At 70.8% G+C, this 15,396-nt stretch carries 12 protein-coding genes; 1 reads left to right on the forward strand and 11 read right to left on the reverse strand.

The window, feature by feature from the left end:
* Nucleotides 1-45 precede the first annotated feature (45 nt).
* The 6 genes from AB0E88_RS06920 to AB0E88_RS06945 all read right to left on the reverse strand — a co-directional run bounded on the left by AB0E88_RS06920 (nt 46) and on the right by AB0E88_RS06945 (nt 7,321).
* Nucleotides 46-1,638: a cation acetate symporter gene (locus AB0E88_RS06920; protein WP_361625028.1), complete on the reverse strand. Its 1,593-nt coding sequence runs from the start codon at nt 1,636-1,638 to the stop codon at nt 46-48.
* Nucleotides 1,635-2,186 (reverse strand): DUF485 domain-containing protein, encoded by a 552-nt coding sequence (locus tag AB0E88_RS06925; RefSeq protein WP_361625031.1) that lies wholly within the window; start codon nt 2,184-2,186, stop codon nt 1,635-1,637. The genes AB0E88_RS06920 and AB0E88_RS06925 overlap by 4 nt, the downstream gene beginning before the upstream one ends.
* A gap of 60 nt (nt 2,187-2,246) precedes the next feature.
* Entirely contained in the window at nt 2,247-2,939 is a 693-nt protein-coding gene (locus tag AB0E88_RS06930; RefSeq protein ID WP_361625034.1) for a response regulator transcription factor, read from the reverse strand.
* Entirely contained in the window at nt 2,936-4,087 is a 1,152-nt protein-coding gene (locus AB0E88_RS06935; protein WP_361625037.1) for a histidine kinase, read from the reverse strand. Before AB0E88_RS06935 ends, AB0E88_RS06930 begins: the two co-directional genes overlap by 4 nt.
* Nucleotides 4,084-4,608 carry a DUF1453 domain-containing protein gene (locus AB0E88_RS06940; protein ID WP_361625040.1) on the reverse strand — a complete coding sequence of 175 codons (525 nt, stop codon included), beginning with the start codon at nt 4,606-4,608 and terminating at the stop codon, nt 4,084-4,086. The genes AB0E88_RS06935 and AB0E88_RS06940 overlap by 4 nt, the downstream gene beginning before the upstream one ends.
* A gap of 589 nt (nt 4,609-5,197) precedes the next feature.
* On the reverse strand, nt 5,198-7,321 hold the full coding sequence (locus tag AB0E88_RS06945) for a DNA topoisomerase IV subunit B (RefSeq protein ID WP_361625043.1): 2,124 nt from the start codon (nt 7,319-7,321) through the stop codon (nt 5,198-5,200).
* Nucleotides 7,322-7,765: 444 nt separating this feature from the next.
* Here AB0E88_RS06945 and AB0E88_RS06950 point away from each other — a divergent pair, with 444 nt between their 5' ends.
* Nucleotides 7,766-7,996 carry a hypothetical protein gene (locus AB0E88_RS06950; protein WP_361625046.1) on the forward strand — a complete coding sequence of 77 codons (231 nt, stop codon included), beginning with the start codon at nt 7,766-7,768 and terminating at the stop codon, nt 7,994-7,996.
* Between the two features lie 192 nt (nt 7,997-8,188).
* On the opposite strand, the gene AB0E88_RS06955 is transcribed toward AB0E88_RS06950, so the two are convergent.
* The 5 genes from AB0E88_RS06955 to AB0E88_RS06975 all read right to left on the reverse strand — a co-directional run bounded on the left by AB0E88_RS06955 (nt 8,189) and on the right by AB0E88_RS06975 (nt 15,267).
* Nucleotides 8,189-9,016 carry a serine protease gene (locus AB0E88_RS06955; protein WP_361625049.1) on the reverse strand — a complete coding sequence of 276 codons (828 nt, stop codon included), beginning with the start codon at nt 9,014-9,016 and terminating at the stop codon, nt 8,189-8,191.
* A gap of 134 nt (nt 9,017-9,150) precedes the next feature.
* The gene (locus AB0E88_RS06960) at nt 9,151-10,698 is read right to left on the reverse strand and encodes an RNA polymerase sigma factor (RefSeq protein ID WP_361625052.1); all 1,548 of its coding nucleotides are present in this window, start codon (nt 10,696-10,698) and stop codon (nt 9,151-9,153) included.
* Nucleotides 10,699-11,265: 567 nt separating this feature from the next.
* Nucleotides 11,266-12,150: an FCD domain-containing protein gene (locus tag AB0E88_RS06965; RefSeq protein WP_361625055.1), complete on the reverse strand. Its 885-nt coding sequence runs from the start codon at nt 12,148-12,150 to the stop codon at nt 11,266-11,268.
* Nucleotides 12,151-12,314: 164 nt separating this feature from the next.
* Nucleotides 12,315-14,333 (reverse strand): ABC transporter ATP-binding protein, encoded by a 2,019-nt coding sequence (locus AB0E88_RS06970; RefSeq protein ID WP_361625160.1) that lies wholly within the window; start codon nt 14,331-14,333, stop codon nt 12,315-12,317.
* 175 nt (nt 14,334-14,508) lie between these two features.
* Entirely contained in the window at nt 14,509-15,267 is a 759-nt protein-coding gene (locus AB0E88_RS06975) for an NUDIX hydrolase (protein WP_361625058.1), read from the reverse strand.
* Nucleotides 15,268-15,396 lie beyond the last annotated feature (129 nt).

Here is a 15,396-nt window from a genome sequence, read left to right on the forward strand (position 1 = left end):
GGCCGCGGCAAACGAATAGACACGCCGTCCAGCGGAGCGGCAGCTCTAGGCCGCTCCCGCGCCCGTCAGCGAACGCACCTCGGTCTCCGCGTGCTTGGCCTCGTCCGGGACCTCCGTGGAGGTGACGGTGCCGAGCCAGCCGGCGAGGAAGCCCAGCGGGATCGAGACCAGGCCCGGGTTCTCCAGCGGGAAGAGCTGGAAGTCGACGCCCGTGACGAGGGAGTTCGGGGCTCCGGAGACCACCGGGGACAGGATGACGAGCAGCAGGGCCGGGACGAGTCCGCCGTACACGGCCCACACCGCGCCACGCGTCGTGAAGCCGCGCCAGAACAGCGAGTAGAGCAGCACCGGAAGGTTCGCGGACGCGGCCACGGCGAAGGCCAGCCCGACCAGGAACGCCACATTGAGGTCGCGGGCGAGCAGCCCGAGGGCGATCGCGACCACGCCGATACCGACCGCGGCGGCCCGGGCGACGGCGACCTCACTGCGCTGCTTGCCCGTACGGCGGCGCAGTGACGCGTACAGGTCGTGGGCGACGGAGGCGGACGAGGCCAGCGTGATGCCGGCGACCACCGCGAGGATCGTCGCGAAGGCGACGGCGGTGACGATCGCGAACAGCACCGTGCCCCCCGTGGAGTCGAGGCCGCCGCCCAAGTCGAGCGCCAGCAGCGGGACCGCCGTGTTTCCGGCCGCGTTGGACTGCCGTACCGCCTGCGGCCCAACGATCGCCGCGGCGCCGAAGCCGAGGACGATCGTCATCAGGTAGAAGCCACCGATGAGCCCGATCGACCAGATCACCGAGCGCCGGGCGGCCCGGGCCGTGGGCACGGTGTAGAAGCGGGACAGGATGTGCGGCAGCCCGGCCGTGCCCAGCACCAGCGCGAGGCCCAGGCTGATGAAGTCCAACCGGGCGGTCCAGTTCGCGCCATAGCGCAGCCCCGGGGCCAGGAACGCGTCTCCGTGGCCGCTGCGGTCGGCCGCCGTGAGCAGCAGCCGGTCGAAGTCGCCGTGGAAGCGGACGAGGACGAGCACGGTCAGCGCGACCGTACCGCCGAGCAGCATGACCGCCTTGACGATCTGGATCCATGTGGTGGCCCGCATCCCTCCCAACGACACGTAGATCACCATCAGTGCGCCCACGCCGATGACGGTCCAGGACTGCGCCGCACCGCTCGTACGCCCCAGGAGCAGGGCGACCAGGCTGCCCGCGCCCACCATCTGCGCCACCAGATACAGAACGGACACGGTGACGGAGGAAGTTCCCGCCGCGATCCGCACGGGCCGCTCCCGCATGCGGGCCGCGACCACGTCCGCGAGGGTGAACCGTCCGCAGTTGCGGACCAGTTCGGCGACCAGGAAGAGCACCACCAGCCACGCCACGAGGAAGCCGACCGAGTACAGCAGGCCGTCGTAGCCGTACAGCGCGATGAGTCCGGAGATGCCGAGGAAGGAAGCGGCCGACATGTAGTCGCCCGCGATGGCAAAACCATTTTCCATCGGGGAGAAGAGCCGCCCCCCGGCGTAGAACTCCTCGGCCGAACCATGCCGGTTGCGGCTCACCCAGGTCGTGATCGCCAGTGTGACGGCGACGAACACGCTGAACAGCGCCAACGCCAGCGTCTGGTGGTTCCCGGTCATACGGCACCGCCTCGGGCGCCGCGGGTCATTTCCTGAGTGTCCCAGCGCAGTTCCAGTGCGGCCCGGTCCCGGCGCAACCGGGCGTGACGCGCATAGGCCCAGGTGAGCAGGAACGTGCTGAGGAACTGACCGAGCCCGGCGACCATCGCCACGTTCACGGCGCCCACCACCGGCCGCGCCATGAAGGCGGGCGCGGCGGTCGCCGCCACGACGTATCCGACGTACCAGAGCAGGAAGCCGGCGACCGCCGGCACCACGAACCTCCGGTACCGGCTGCGGACCTCCTGGAAGGCAGCGCTGCGCTGCACTTCGAGGTAGACGTCGGCCGCGGCCACCTGCGACCGCTCCCCTCGCGGGGCCGGCACGGCAGCGGAGGTCGTCGCCGTGCCGTCCACGGACTCGCCCCAGCCGGAGGCGAGCGCGTCGTACCAGGGGTCGTCGTGCCGGGCGCTCTCGGGAGCGCCGACGGCAGAGGGGGCGGGGTGGTGCTCGGGCGCGGCGGTTCCGTCTGGACCGCCCCCGCGTGGACGACCGTTGCTTGACTGCATGCCCAAGGATGGACAGAACGGGAAGATCCCTGACTCTTCTTCCCCCTGCTGTTCACCCCATCAGGTGACTTCCCCCGCCGACGGCCGGGCCAGCCCCTTCGCATACGCATAACGCACCGCCTGCGCCCGGTCCTTGAGCCCGGTCTTGGCGAAGAGGTTGTTGATGTGGGTCTTCACCGTCGCGGTGGACACGTGCAGCCTCTGGGCGATCTCCTGGTTGCTGAGGCCCTCCGCGATGAGCAGCAGCACCTCCGTCTCCCGCACCGTGAGTCCGTCCGGCGCCGGCTCGACGGGCTGCTGCCGGGGTTCGGGCTCCGACAGCCGCTCGAGCAGGCGGCGCTGGATACTCGGGGACAGCCCGGCGTCTCCGGAGAGCACGCTGTGCACGGCCCGCACGATCTCGTCCCCGCCCGCGTCCTTGGTCAGATAGCCGCGTGCACCCGCCCGCAGCGCCGGGAACAGGGAGTCGTCGTCGGCGTAGGTCGTCAGCACCACGACCTGGGTGCGCGGATGTTCCGCGCGGATCCGCCGGGTGGCCTCCACCCCGTCACAGCGGGGCATGCGCAGGTCCATCAGCACCACGTCGGGGTCCAGTTCGGCGACGAGTCTCACCGCCTCGTCCCCGTCTCCCGCCGCGCCGACGACCTCGACACCGGGCAGCAGCCCCAGCAGCATCACGATGCCTTCCCGAACGACGGTCTGGTCGTCGGCGACCACGACCCTGGCCGACACCGTGCCCTCCCCCTCGGTCATACCGGCACCTTCAACGTCACCACGAACCCTTCCTCACCCGGCCCGGCGTCGAGCGATCCGCCCAGCAGCTCGGCCCGCTCGCGCATGCCCAGCAGACCGTACCCGCCGCCCGCCCCGGTCAGCTCCCCCGGTCTGCCCCCCGAGTCCCGTACTCGCAGGGCCACTTCGTGCTCGGAGTAGTCCAGCCGCACCTCGACCTTGGCCCCGGGCGCGTGCTTGCGGACGTTCGTCAGCGCCTCCTGGGCGACCCTGCGCACCGCCTGCGAGGCCTCCGCCGGCAGCGGCCGGCTGTCACCCGAGACGGTGACCTCCGCGCCGTCGGTCTGCCTGACCAGCTCTTTGAGGAAGTCCTCCACGGGAGTCAGTTCCCCACGCAGGGCGGAGAGCGCCTGCCGGGTCTCGGCGAGGCCCTCCCGAGCCATACCCCGGGCCGCCACGACCCGTTCGAGGATCTGCTCGCGGTCCGCGCCGCGTTCGACGAGCAGCCGGGCCGCCTCCAGATGCACCAGCTGGGCAGAGAGGCTGTGGGCGAGCACGTCGTGGATCTCCCGGGCGATCCTGGCCCGCTCCGCCAGAGCCGCCGACTCCGCCTCGGCCGCCCGGGCGGCTCGCTCCTGCGCGAGCAGCCGCTGGGCGTTGCCGCGCGCCTCGGCGTCCAGCCGCAGGGCGTACCCGCCGAGAGCCAGGCCGGCCGTCGTGACGACCGTGGTCAGCCATGCGTCGTTGTTGACGGTCGCGTACGCCTGGAAGGACAGCCAGGTGACGGGCAGCGCCGCCGCGAGGGGCAGCCGCTCCAGGGCGGCGACACCGCAGCCGCACCAGATGACCAGGGCCGGCACCTTGAAATCGGTGGCCTGTGCGCCGACCGCGAGAGCCACGAGCAGCAGGCACAGGGCGACGGACGGGACGAGCCGGTGGGCGAGCGTGGTCCGGTAGAACGCCCAGCCGGCGGCGGTGGCCGCGAAGACGACCCCAGCGGCGGCGGCGATGCCCCAGCCGTGGACATGGCCGCCGGTGAAGGAGCTGAACAGCAGCGCCCCGATCGCGACGAGCCTGACCGCCCAGGCGAGCAGACGCCGGGCCCGGGAGATGCCCTCGCTGCCCAGGGCTTCCCGGGAGGGCCAGCGCGTCCAGGCGTTCTCCGTCACACGCGTTCCTTCCGTGCCTGGCGGATGATGTCGTCACCGTACGCCGCAGCGGGGCCGGCCACCGGGGGCAGGGACTGGGCCCGCTTGACCAGGATCGCGGAGCGGACGAGCAGCGTGCAGGCGAGGCCGAGCAGGAGAGCGGAGCTGTTCTGGTGTATGCCCACCAGCAGTCCGACGCCGATGAGTCCCAGGCGCAGGGCGACGCCGGCGGCCCAGGCCGCCCCGCTGGCCTTGGTGCTCTTGCTCCACACGGTGCCGTCGGTCTCCACCCACATGCGGGTCGTCCAGGCCCAGCCGGCGCCGGTCGCGACGGCTATGAGGAGTTCGGCGGCGAGCAGCACCACGGATCCGGCGCGGTGATGGGCGTCGAGCAGCCCCGGCGAGCGCAGCGCCATGACCGTGAGGATGACCGGCACCAGCCACCAGCGGCGGTCGGCGCTGACGCGGCGGGCAGTGAACTGGCGCGCGATCACCAGCACGGCGACGGCGACCATCACCAGCACATTGACGAGCCCGGACATGCAAGCCTCCGTGAGCGGAACGAGGGCCGGCAGCGGAGTGCCGCCGACGCCTCTGAAGCTACGGAAAAGCCCAGGTGGGGCGGATCGGAGTGGGGGTGGAAAACCGGGTGGAACCGCGGCCGGCGCTTCCTCCACCCACGGGTGGAGAGCCGGCGTTCGCTCGTGTGTATGGGGGGCGGTGGCCGCGGGGAGCAAGCTTGAGCTCGGGCCGGGCGGGGCCGGGTCGGGTGGGGCCGGGTCGGGTGGGGCCGGGTAGGGCTCTCCCTGGCGGGGCCGGGCCCGGCCGAGGGAACGCTCGGTGCTGCGCACGGCGGCTCTTGGCTTGGGCGCCCCGCCTCGTCAGCACACGGGCTATGCCAGGACGTAAGCACTGGCCGAACGTGGGGCGTGGCGGGACGTATGCCCTGGGAGGACGTAAGGCCTGGCAGGGCGTAAGGCTCGGCAGGCCGGGGCGGAGAACCACCGAGGGCCGGGCGCGGCGCCGGACCTGCGGGTCCTGGCAGGGCGACGCGGAGAACCGGCGGGGCCCCGGGCCGGACGCGCTCACGTCCGGCCCGGGGCCCCGGGTGGTCCAGGCTCAGCCCAGCGGCTAGGCGTCGATGCGGGAGCGGTCCAGCGTCGCCGCCGAGCTGGAGATGAACTCCTTGCGGGGCGCCACGTCGTTGCCCATGAGCAGGTCGAACACCTGCTCCGCCGCCTCGAGGTCGGTGAGGTTGATCCGGCGCAGCGTGCGGCGGCGCGGGTCCATCGTCGTCTCGGCCAGCTGGTCGGCGTCCATCTCACCGAGGCCCTTGTAGCGCTGGATGGAGTCCTTGTATCGGATGCCCTTGCTCTGGAACTCCATCAGCTTGTCCCGCAGCTCGCGGTCGGAGTACGTGTAGACGTACTTGTCCTGGCCCTTCTTCGGCTGGACCAGCTCGATGCGGTGCAGCGGCGGCACCGCGGCGAACACCCGGCCCGCCTCGACCATGGGCCGCATGTAGCGGTGGAACAGGGTCAGCAGCAGTGTGCGGATGTGGGAGCCGTCGACGTCGGCGTCGGTCATCATGATGATCTTGCCGTAGCGGGCCGCGTCGATGTCGAAGGTCCGCCCGGAGCCGGCTCCTATGACCTGGATGATCGCGCCGCACTCGGCGTTTTTCAGCATGTCGGTCACGGAGGACTTCTGGACGTTGAGGATCTTGCCGCGGATCGGCAGCAGGGCCTGGAACTCGGAGTTGCGGGCGAGCTTGGCCGTGCCGAGCGCGGAGTCGCCCTCGACGATGAACAGCTCGCTGCGCTCGACGTCGTCGCTGCGGCAGTCGGCCAGCTTGGCGGGCAGCGAGGAGGACTCCAGGGCCGTCTTGCGGCGCTGGGCGTCCTTGTGCTGACGCGCGGCGATACGCGTACGTGCCGCGGCGACGGCCTTCTCCATGACGACCCGGGCCTGGGCGGCGGCGTCACGCTTCGTGGAGGTCAGGAACGCCTTGAGTTCCTTGGTGATCACGTTGTTCACGATGCGGCGGGCCGCCGAGGTGCCGAGGACCTCCTTGGTCTGGCCCTCGAACTGCGGCTCGGCCAGTCGCACGGTGACGACGGCGGTGAGGCCCTCCAGGGCGTCGTCCTTGACGATGTCGTCCTCGGCGACGCGCAGCAGCTTCTTGGCGCGCAGGACCTCGTTCATGGTCTTGGCGACGGCCTGCTCGAAGCCGGCGACGTGGGTGCCGCCCTTGGGCGTGGCGATGATGTTGACGAAGGACTTCACCGTCGTGTCGTAGCCGGTGCCCCAGCGCATCGCCACGTCCACGCCGAGCTCGCGGGTGACCTCGGTGGGCGTCATCTGGCCGTGCTCGTCCAGGACCGGCACGGTCTCCTTGAACGTGCCCTGGCCGACGAAGCGAAGGATGTCGCAGACGGGCTTGTCGCTCGCCAGGTACTCGCAGAACTCGCTGATGCCGCCGTCGAAGCGGAACGACTCCTCGCCCTTGCTGCCGCCCTCGCCCAGGCCGTACTCGTCGCGGACGACGATGGTCAGGCCCGGCACCAGGAAGGCGGTCTGGCGGGCGCGCTGGTGCAGCGTGTCGAGGGAGAGCTTGGCGTCCTTGAGGAAGATCTGGCGGTCGGCCCAGTAGCGCACGCGCGTGCCGGTGCGGGTCCGCGGGACCTTCTTGGCCTTGCGCATGCCGCCCTTGGCCTCGAACTTCGCGTCCGGGCCCTCGCCGGCGAAGGCGCCGGGGACACCGCGTCGGAAGCTGATCGCGTGGGTGTGGCCGCCGCGGTCGACCTCGACGTCCAGCCGCGCGGACAGGGCGTTCACCACGGAGGCGCCCACGCCGTGCAGACCGCCGGACGCCGCGTAGGAGCCGCCGCCGAACTTGCCGCCGGCATGCAGCTTGGTCATGACGACCTCGACGCCGGACAGGCCCGTCCTCGGCTCGACGTCCACGGGGATGCCGCGGCCGTTGTCGCGCACCTCCACGGAGCCGTCGTCGTGGAGGATCACCTCGATGTGGTCGCAGACGCCCGCGAGGGCCTCGTCCACGGCGTTGTCGATGATCTCCCACAGGCAGTGCATCAGGCCACGGCTGTCGGTGGACCCGATATACATACCCGGACGCTTACGCACGGCCTCGAGCCCCTCGAGGACGAGCAGGTGCCGCGCGGTGTAGTTGGATCCGTCCCGCTCTGCTCCTGCCAGCAGCGCTGTGGACGACACGGACGTCTCGGCGGTCACGCGGTTCGCTCCTCGCTGAATTTCAGATGGGGCCCTCATGGGTAAGGGGCCGGCTTCGGTCACCGGTGAGAGGGTACCGAGGCCTGGTAGAGCCGTTGTAACGCCACCCTCGTGCTCGAGTCAGCCTAGTGCAGGGTCGCATACTTGTTCGATCCCTCGATGGGGTGAAGTGCACATCACGTTCCCTGGGAGGCATGAACCGTTTAGGCTCCGGGCACGTCCTCATGAACAAACCGGCAATCCCGCCGGGAGGGCGGAACCATGACCGACCGAGCGAAACCGTAGGACACGACCGATACGCAATACGGCACATTCGCCGCCAACCCGGCAGCAGCCAGCCGCCTCGGAGATTTTTTTCGAGGAAAAGCCGCGAGCGGGAACGTTTTGGGGCTGGTTGGATGTTGACCCTGGTACGACAGCTCGTCGAGCTAGAGAAGAGGCGACGTGACTACTGTTCTGACTTCCGCGAGCCCGCTGACGGCCGCTGATCGCTGCGACCGCTGCGGCGCCCAGGCGTACCTGCGCGTCGTCCTGCTGAGTGGCGGAGAACTGCTCTTCTGCGCCCACCACGGTCGCAAGTTCGAGCCGGAACTCAAGAAGATCGCCGCTGAGATACAGGACGAGACGGAGCGACTGACCTCCGTTCCCGAGTCCGCCTCCGAAGAAGAGCGCTGACCCTGCGCGACCACGACGAGCGAGCTCCGGCACAGGCCGGCGGCACGGGCGGTCGTCCCCCCAAGGGGCGACCGCCCGTCCTCGTCGCGGTACAGCAAAGCGGTGAGGGGCCCCGCAGGGCCCCCCAGTCGAGTCAAGGGTTGTGAGGCCCCGTACAGAGGCTCTCAGGGGCGTTCGGGCCCCGTGCGGCCATCAGCCGCGGCTGAGCGTCCGCACCACGTCGGACACGCGCGTGTAGACGCCGGGGCTGCCGGCCCGCCCACAGCCACTCCCCCATGAGACCAGGCCGATCAGCCGCCCCTGGGCGACCAGCGGGCCACCGCTGTCGCCCTGGCAGGCATCCCTGCCGCCGGACTGTTCGCCGGCACACACCATGCTCTCGGCGTTGTACGTTCCGTCGCCGCTGCCCGGATAGGCCTGCTCACAGAGCGCGTCGGACAGGACACGCACGGGCGCGGCCCGCAAACTGGCGGCGTAGTCTCCTGCTCCGGTGACGTCACCCCAGCCGTAGACCATCGCGCGCGTGCCGGGCGCGTACGCCGGGTCGCCGTCGGCGGCCATGGTGATGACGGCGCTGTCGGGCAGCGGCCGGGAGAGGGTGAGGACGGCGAAGTCACCGGCGTTGCTGCCGGCGTCGTAGGACGGGTTCACCCAGGTCTCGCGGACCGGGATCTCGCTGCCCTCGTCCGACAACAGGTGGGTGCGCCCGGCGATCACCTTGAAGTCCCGCAGCCGCTCCGGCGGGCCGCCCAGCACGTCCTCGCCGAGGCAGTGGGCGGCGGTGAGCACGGCGGTGCGGCCGATCGCCACGCCGCCGCAGAACTGCCCGGCCCGTGTACCCCCGAACCGGTCACGGCTGGACAGCGCGACCGTCCAGGGGCTCTGCGCGACGTCGACGGGGAAACCCCCGACCACCACGCTGTCGGCGGACGCGGGGGCGGTGGACATCAGCGGTATGGCCCCTGCGGCGGCCGCCAGGACCAGCGGCCGGATCAACGCGCGGGCAATGGAACGACGCATGCACACTCCTCACTCGGGGTTCGCCATGGAACACCCAGAGTGATCCAGCTCCCGGCGCCCCGCACCCGCTGGACCATGGAGAAGGCCCGGCTCCCTCGCGGGAGACCGGGCCTTTCGCGTCGTACGACCGCGACCTAGTCGAGGTAGTCGCGCAGCACCTGGGAACGGGACGGGTGGCGCAGCTTCGACATGGTCTTGGACTCGATCTGACGGATGCGCTCACGCGTCACGCCGTACACCTTGCCGATCTCGTCGAGGGTCTTCGGCTGACCGTCGGTGAGACCGAACCGCATGGAGACCACGCCGGCCTCGCGCTCGGAGAGGGTGTCCAGAACGGAGTGGAGCTGCTCCTGCAGGAGCGTGAAGCTGACGGCGTCGGCGGGGACGACGGCCTCGGAGTCCTCGATGAGGTCACCGAACTCGCTGTCACCGTCCTCGCCCAGCGGGGTGTGCAGGGAGATGGGCTCGCGGCCGTACTTCTGGACCTCGATGACCTTCTCGGGGGTCATGTCGAGTTCCTTGGCCAGCTCCTCCGGGGTGGGCTCGCGGCCCAGGTCCTGGAGCATCTGACGCTGCACACGCGCGAGCTTGTTGATGACCTCGACCATGTGCACCGGGATACGGATGGTGCGGGCCTGGTCGGCCATCGCGCGGGTGATCGCCTGACGGATCCACCAGGTGGCGTACGTGGAGAACTTGTAGCCCTTGGTGTAGTCGAACTTCTCGACCGCGCGGATCAGACCGAGGTTGCCCTCCTGGATCAGGTCCAGGAAGAGCATGCCGCGGCCGGTGTAGCGCTTGGCCAGGGAGACCACCAGACGGAGGTTGGCCTCCAGCAGGTGGTTCTTGGCGCGGCGGCCGTCCTCGGCGATGATCTCCAGCTCGCGCTTGAGCTTCGGGGCGAGCTTGTCGGAGTTGGCCAGCTTGTCCTCGGCGAACAGACCCGCCTCGATGCGCTTGGCGAGCTCGACCTCCTGCTCGGCGTTGAGCAGGGGGACCTTGCCGATCTGCTTGAGGTAGTCCTTGACCGGGTCGGCGGTGGCGCCGGCCGCGGCGACCTGCTGCGCGGGCGCGTCGTCCTCGTCCTCGTCGGAGAGGACGAAGCCGGCGCTCTCGGTGCCCTCGGGCTCGTCGCCGACCTTGGCCTCCTCGAGGACCTCTTCCTCGATGAGCTCGGCGTCGTCCTTCTTGGCAGCCGTCTTCTTGGCCGCCGTCTTCTTGGCGGGGGCGGCCTTCTTCGCCGTCGCCTTCTTGGCGGGGGCTGCCTTCTTCGCCGCGGCCTTCTTCTCGGTCTCGGCTTCCTCGGCGGGATCGGCTGCGGGGTCGGCCGGTGCCGCCGGGGCAGCCGCGGTCGTGGCGGTGGCCTTGCGGGTGGTCACGGTCTTCGCCGCGACCGTCCGGCTGGCGGTGCGCTTGGCCGGGCTCTTCGCTGCGACGCTCTTGCGGGTGCGCTTGGGCTCTGCGGCACTGACCATCAGCGTCACACCCTCTTCCTCGAGGATCTGGTTGAGGCTGCGCAGTACGTTCTTCCACTGAGTGGCCGGGATCTGGTCAGCTTCGAAGGCCCGACGCACATCGTCGCCGGCGATCTGCCCCTCAGCCTTTCCCCGCTCGATGAGCGCCATGACAGAGACGGACTCGGCAATCTCCGGCGGGAGCGTACGGGATGTGCTGGCCGACACGAACAACCTCTCGGAACGTTGGAAAACGGCTTCCGGCCCCGTCCACTGCGGACAGGAGCCGACCACCGGCTTGGGGATGGGCCGACGGCGCGGGCGGGCGCCGGGAAGTTGCACAGCGCCTTGAACGGCGTCCGTATTCCCTCCGCGGCTGTCACCTCTTAGGTCATCGCGTTGTTTCCTTGAGCGTTACGCCCAATCTTCGTGGCCCGAGTCACACCCCGTAAGCGCTCAAAAACGGTCAGACACGGGCACACATGGTCACCTGTACCCGTGAACGAGGCGCCGAATCCCCGTTCGACACAGGTCCATGAGCCTCAACCGGAACCGCCGGGACCGGCCGTCGGCTCCGGGCGCCGCTCGAGGACGACCGGTCCGCCGGTCGCGCTGCCCCGTCGCCCCCGGCGCCTCGCCGCCGGACCGAGCCGGCCGCCCGGCCGCCGGTCCCCGCGGTGTCGTCCCGGTTCGCGGGGACCGGCGTGGCGGCGGACGGCCGGTAATGCCGCAGGAGGGGGGGCGGCATCCACCGGCCGGACCGTCCGCGGAACGGGGTCAGTGTTCGGAACGGGGTCAGTGTTCGCGCGGTGCGGGCACCACACGCTCCACCTCGGGGTGGACGGTGAGCAGTTGCCGCATGGCCGTCTCGGCCGCGGAACCGTCCGCGGCGGCGACGGCGTCGACGATCCTGCCGTGCAGCACCAGGGACGCCTCGTTCGGCCGGTCACAGCCGGTGACCGGACCGCCGGAGACCTGCAGCGCCGCGGAGACGATCCCGGACAGGTGCTCGAGCATGCGGTTGCCCGCGATCTGAATCAGCAGGGTGTGGTACTCGGCATCGGCGCGGGCGAAGGTCAGCGCGTCGCCCTGCGCCAGGGCGTGCCCCATGATCTCGACCATGTCGGCCAGCCGCTGCTGGATGTCCTCACGCCCGTGCCCGGCGGCCAGGCGCGCGGCCAGCGGCTCGATCGTCCACCGCAGCTCGTTCAGCTCGCGGCGCTGGTCGTCACGCTGCGGCCCGAACGCGCGCCACTCGATGATGTCCGGATCGAGAAGGTTCCAGTCACTGACGGGGCGCACGCGCGTGCCCACGTTCGGACGGGCACTGACCAGCCCCTTGGCCTCCAGCACACGGAGCGACTCGCGCACGACGGTGCGGGAGACCTCGAAGCGCTGGCCGATCTCCTCCGGCACCAGCGGGCGGTCGGCACCGAGGTCACCGGAGACGATCATCTGTCCCAGCTGCTGGACGAGTTGGCCGTGCAGTCCGCGGCCGCGGTTGCCCGCGGACCGTCGGCCCACCCGGCCCAGCTCGGGGTCCGCTCCTTCCCAGACGGGTGCGCCGACGCGGTCGGCGGGGGCCTCGGCGTAGGGGTAGCGGTCGAGTTCGCCCGGGCCGGCGAGGCCGGAGTCTGCGGAGCGGGCGGCGGTCATCATGGTGTGCGCAAGGGTACTCACGGATTCCTTTCTCGGCGCTGCTCCCAACTCCCTTGAGGGCTTTGGTGAAAAGCACACGAAAGGGTGATCGCTCACCCCGTCGCAATTGACGCCTTATCGGAAAGAAATGAGCTTCCCTCGAGGGAGTTGCGCACAACCCGTGCACGGGCGGGCACGGACGGTCGTCAGCGGACCCGGCTGCGCAGGTTCGTGAGCACATACGCGCAGAGCAGAGCCGTGAGGGACAACATCAGCGCGCCCCCGACGGGTTGTGCGATCAAGCGCACGGCGGCGAGCAGATAGCGCTCTCCGCCGAAGGGCCACTGCAGCAGAAACACCTCCCGCATCCGCGCGGACAGCCCGGCGGCCTCTCGCACGGACGCTCCCGTCACGACCTGGTGTACGAGCGGTACGACGACGACCGGTACGGCGACCACGGCGGCCAGCCCGGCCGTCGTGGACCGGAACACACCGGCGGCCAGGACGCCGGCCCACGCACAGCCGACGACCAGTCCGGCCCAACTCGCCGACATCACAAGCCAGTCCCCGGGAACTTTCGTGAGCTCCCGCCCGTAGAACAGGTACAGCATTTCCGCATCGCAGCCCACGGAGAGAAAGGCCAGCATCAGCGCCGTGGCCGCGGAGACCAGGAGCTTGGCCGTGAGCAGCCCCAGCCGGCGGGGCACCGTGCCGCGGTCCGCCGCCAGAGCGGGGTGGCGGAACTCGTCACCGAACGCGAGCGCGCCGAGCAACCCGGCACCGAGCGCCGCGGGCGGCCAGGGCAGCTCCTGCGGCCAGGCGGCGAGCAGCCGGTGCTGCGGAGTGTGCCCGAGACGAGCGAGGACCACGGCGGTGAGAGCGGAGACGATCAGTACGGCGGCGCAGGTGACGAAACCGGTACTGATCCCCGTGGCGCGCCGCACCTCGTAGCGGAGCGGACGCATCGGGCTGGGCGCGGAGCGGACGGAGATGGGGGGTGGGAGGGGTGGGAGGGGGGCCCGCACCCCGGGGACTTCCGGACCACCGCGGTCGCCACTGCGGCGTCCGTCGTCGCCCTCCGGCTCTCCTTCGCCGTGCGACTGCGCGTCCAGGCCCTGGAGAAGGTCCGGCGTTCCGTCCGCTGATGCCTCTGTGACCGATGAGTCGTCACTTGCCGTTTGATGCGCATGGGACGCAAGGACCGGCCCCTGGCCGAACCCATCCGGCACCTCGCTCTCCGTAGCCCGGAGACCTGCGCGATCCCTCTCCCCATCGTTGCCGTATGCCTGCTCAAGCCTCCCGAGACCAACTGCGTGCGCCGCGCCATCCCCCGGCTCCGCAGCCGCACCTGCGCCCATGTCCCCGACCTCGTCGGCGAGTTGATGAACGAGGATGCCGTACCGGTAGGCGACCTCGCCGACCTCGGCGCAGGTGCTGCCGTAAACAGAGAGGCGGTTTCCGGCCTCCGGCACGACCTCCACGGAGCGCCGGGAGGTGCGGGCCTCCTTGGCGAGCAGGGCCGCCAGGCGGGGGGCGTGCGGGCTGCGCACGGCCACTCTGGGGCGCAGCCGGGTCCGGGAGAAGTCCGCGGCCTCCTGGTCGGCGACGACCTTGCCCTCTTCCAGGGTGACGACCCGGTCGGCGGTGCGGGCTGCTTCCTTGGGGTCGGTCGTGGTGAGCAGCACCGTGCCGCCCTGGGCGGTGTGCGCGCGCAGCATCCCGTGCAGCCAGCGGCTCTCGCGGGCGGAGAGACCGTCGGTGGGGTCGTCGAGGACGAGGGTGTGCGGATCGGCGAGGAGTGCGCAGGCCAGTCCGAGCCGGCGGTCCATACCGCGCGAGAGAGTGCCGAGGCGTTCCTCGCGCAGGCTGACGAGTCCGACGGCTTCGAGGACTTCGTCGGCCCGTCGCGCCGGGACACCGGCCGCCGCGCACAACATGCGCAGATGGCCACGGACGGTGCGGGCCGGGTGGCCGGGTACATCGCCCAGCACCACTCCCACCTCATGGGAGGGATGGGCGATGCGGTGCAGCGGACGACCCCTGAAGTAGGTGATGCCACGGCCCTGTTGCAGTTCGAGCATCAGTCTCAGCACGGTGGTCTTGCCGGCACCGGCTGCGCCCAGCAGCGTGGTGACACGGCCCGCGTGTGCCTCGAAGGAGACGTCGTCGACGACGGGCGGAAGGTCCTTGCGCGGATTGCTGGTCAGTCCGAAGGCCTGGATCACCGCAGCAAGATAGCGCGCCATTTCGGGTTTTTCGGGCATCACGGGCGCGTTCGGGCACTCGTCGCCACCGTACGGCTGTGTGCGGGTGCGGGAGCGCCCGCACATCGCTGAAGCACGGGATGGCGCGTGAAACGCGCGGGTCCCGGGAGCAGCGGGTTGCGCTGAAGGGTGCTGATCAGACCTCGGGGCGCAGCATCGGCGGGTTGAGCAGGGTGGCACCGCCCGCGCGGAAGAGCTGGGCAGGGCGGCCGCCCTGCCGGGTGGTGGTGCCGCCGGTGGGCACCAGGAAGCCCGGAGTGCCGGTCACCTTGCGGTGGAAGTTGCGCGGGTCGAGCGCGACACCCCACACCGCCTCGTACACGCGGCGCAGCTCACCGACCGTGAACTCGGGCGGGCAGAAGGCCGTGGCCAGCGAGGAGTACTCGATCTTGGAACGGGCCCGCTCGACGCCGTCCGCGAGGATCTGCGCATGGTCGAACGCAAGGGGGGCGACCGGTTCCTCGTCGCGGCCGTAACCGCCCTGCTGCAGCAGTTCGTCGACGGGGGCCCACCGCGCGTTGCTGGCGTCACCACCCGCCCGGGGCGCGGGCAGGTCGGGGGCCAGCGCCAGGTGCGCGACGCTGACGACGCGCATCCGCGGGTCACGCTTGGGGTCTCCGTAGGTGGCGAGCTGCTCCAGGTGCGCGCCGTTGTCCTGGATGGGTGCCGCGGGGTCGTGGACGCGCAGCCCCGTCTCCTCGGCCAGCTCGCGCGCCGCGGCCTGCGCGAGATCCTCGTCGGCCCGTACGAAACCGCCGGGGAGCGCCCAGCGGCCCTTGAACGGCGCCTCGCCCCTGCGCACCGCCAGAGCGCACAGGGCATGGCGGCGTACGGTGAGCACGACCAGGTCCACGGTGACGGCGAAGGGCGGAAAGGCTGACGGGTCGTAGGGCATGCGGCGATCATAGTCGTCTGCCTGACGATAAACACGCCCTTCGTCGGCCGCTTCGCGCGCTGATCCACTTCCGTTCGCCATGCGGTGCACATCGCGTCCAGTGCCTTTCCGTTCCGGGTCTGTCCGTGC

Source organism: Streptomyces sp. NPDC028635 (assembly GCF_040637635.1).
Lineage (GTDB): Bacteria > Actinomycetota > Actinomycetes > Streptomycetales > Streptomycetaceae > Streptomyces.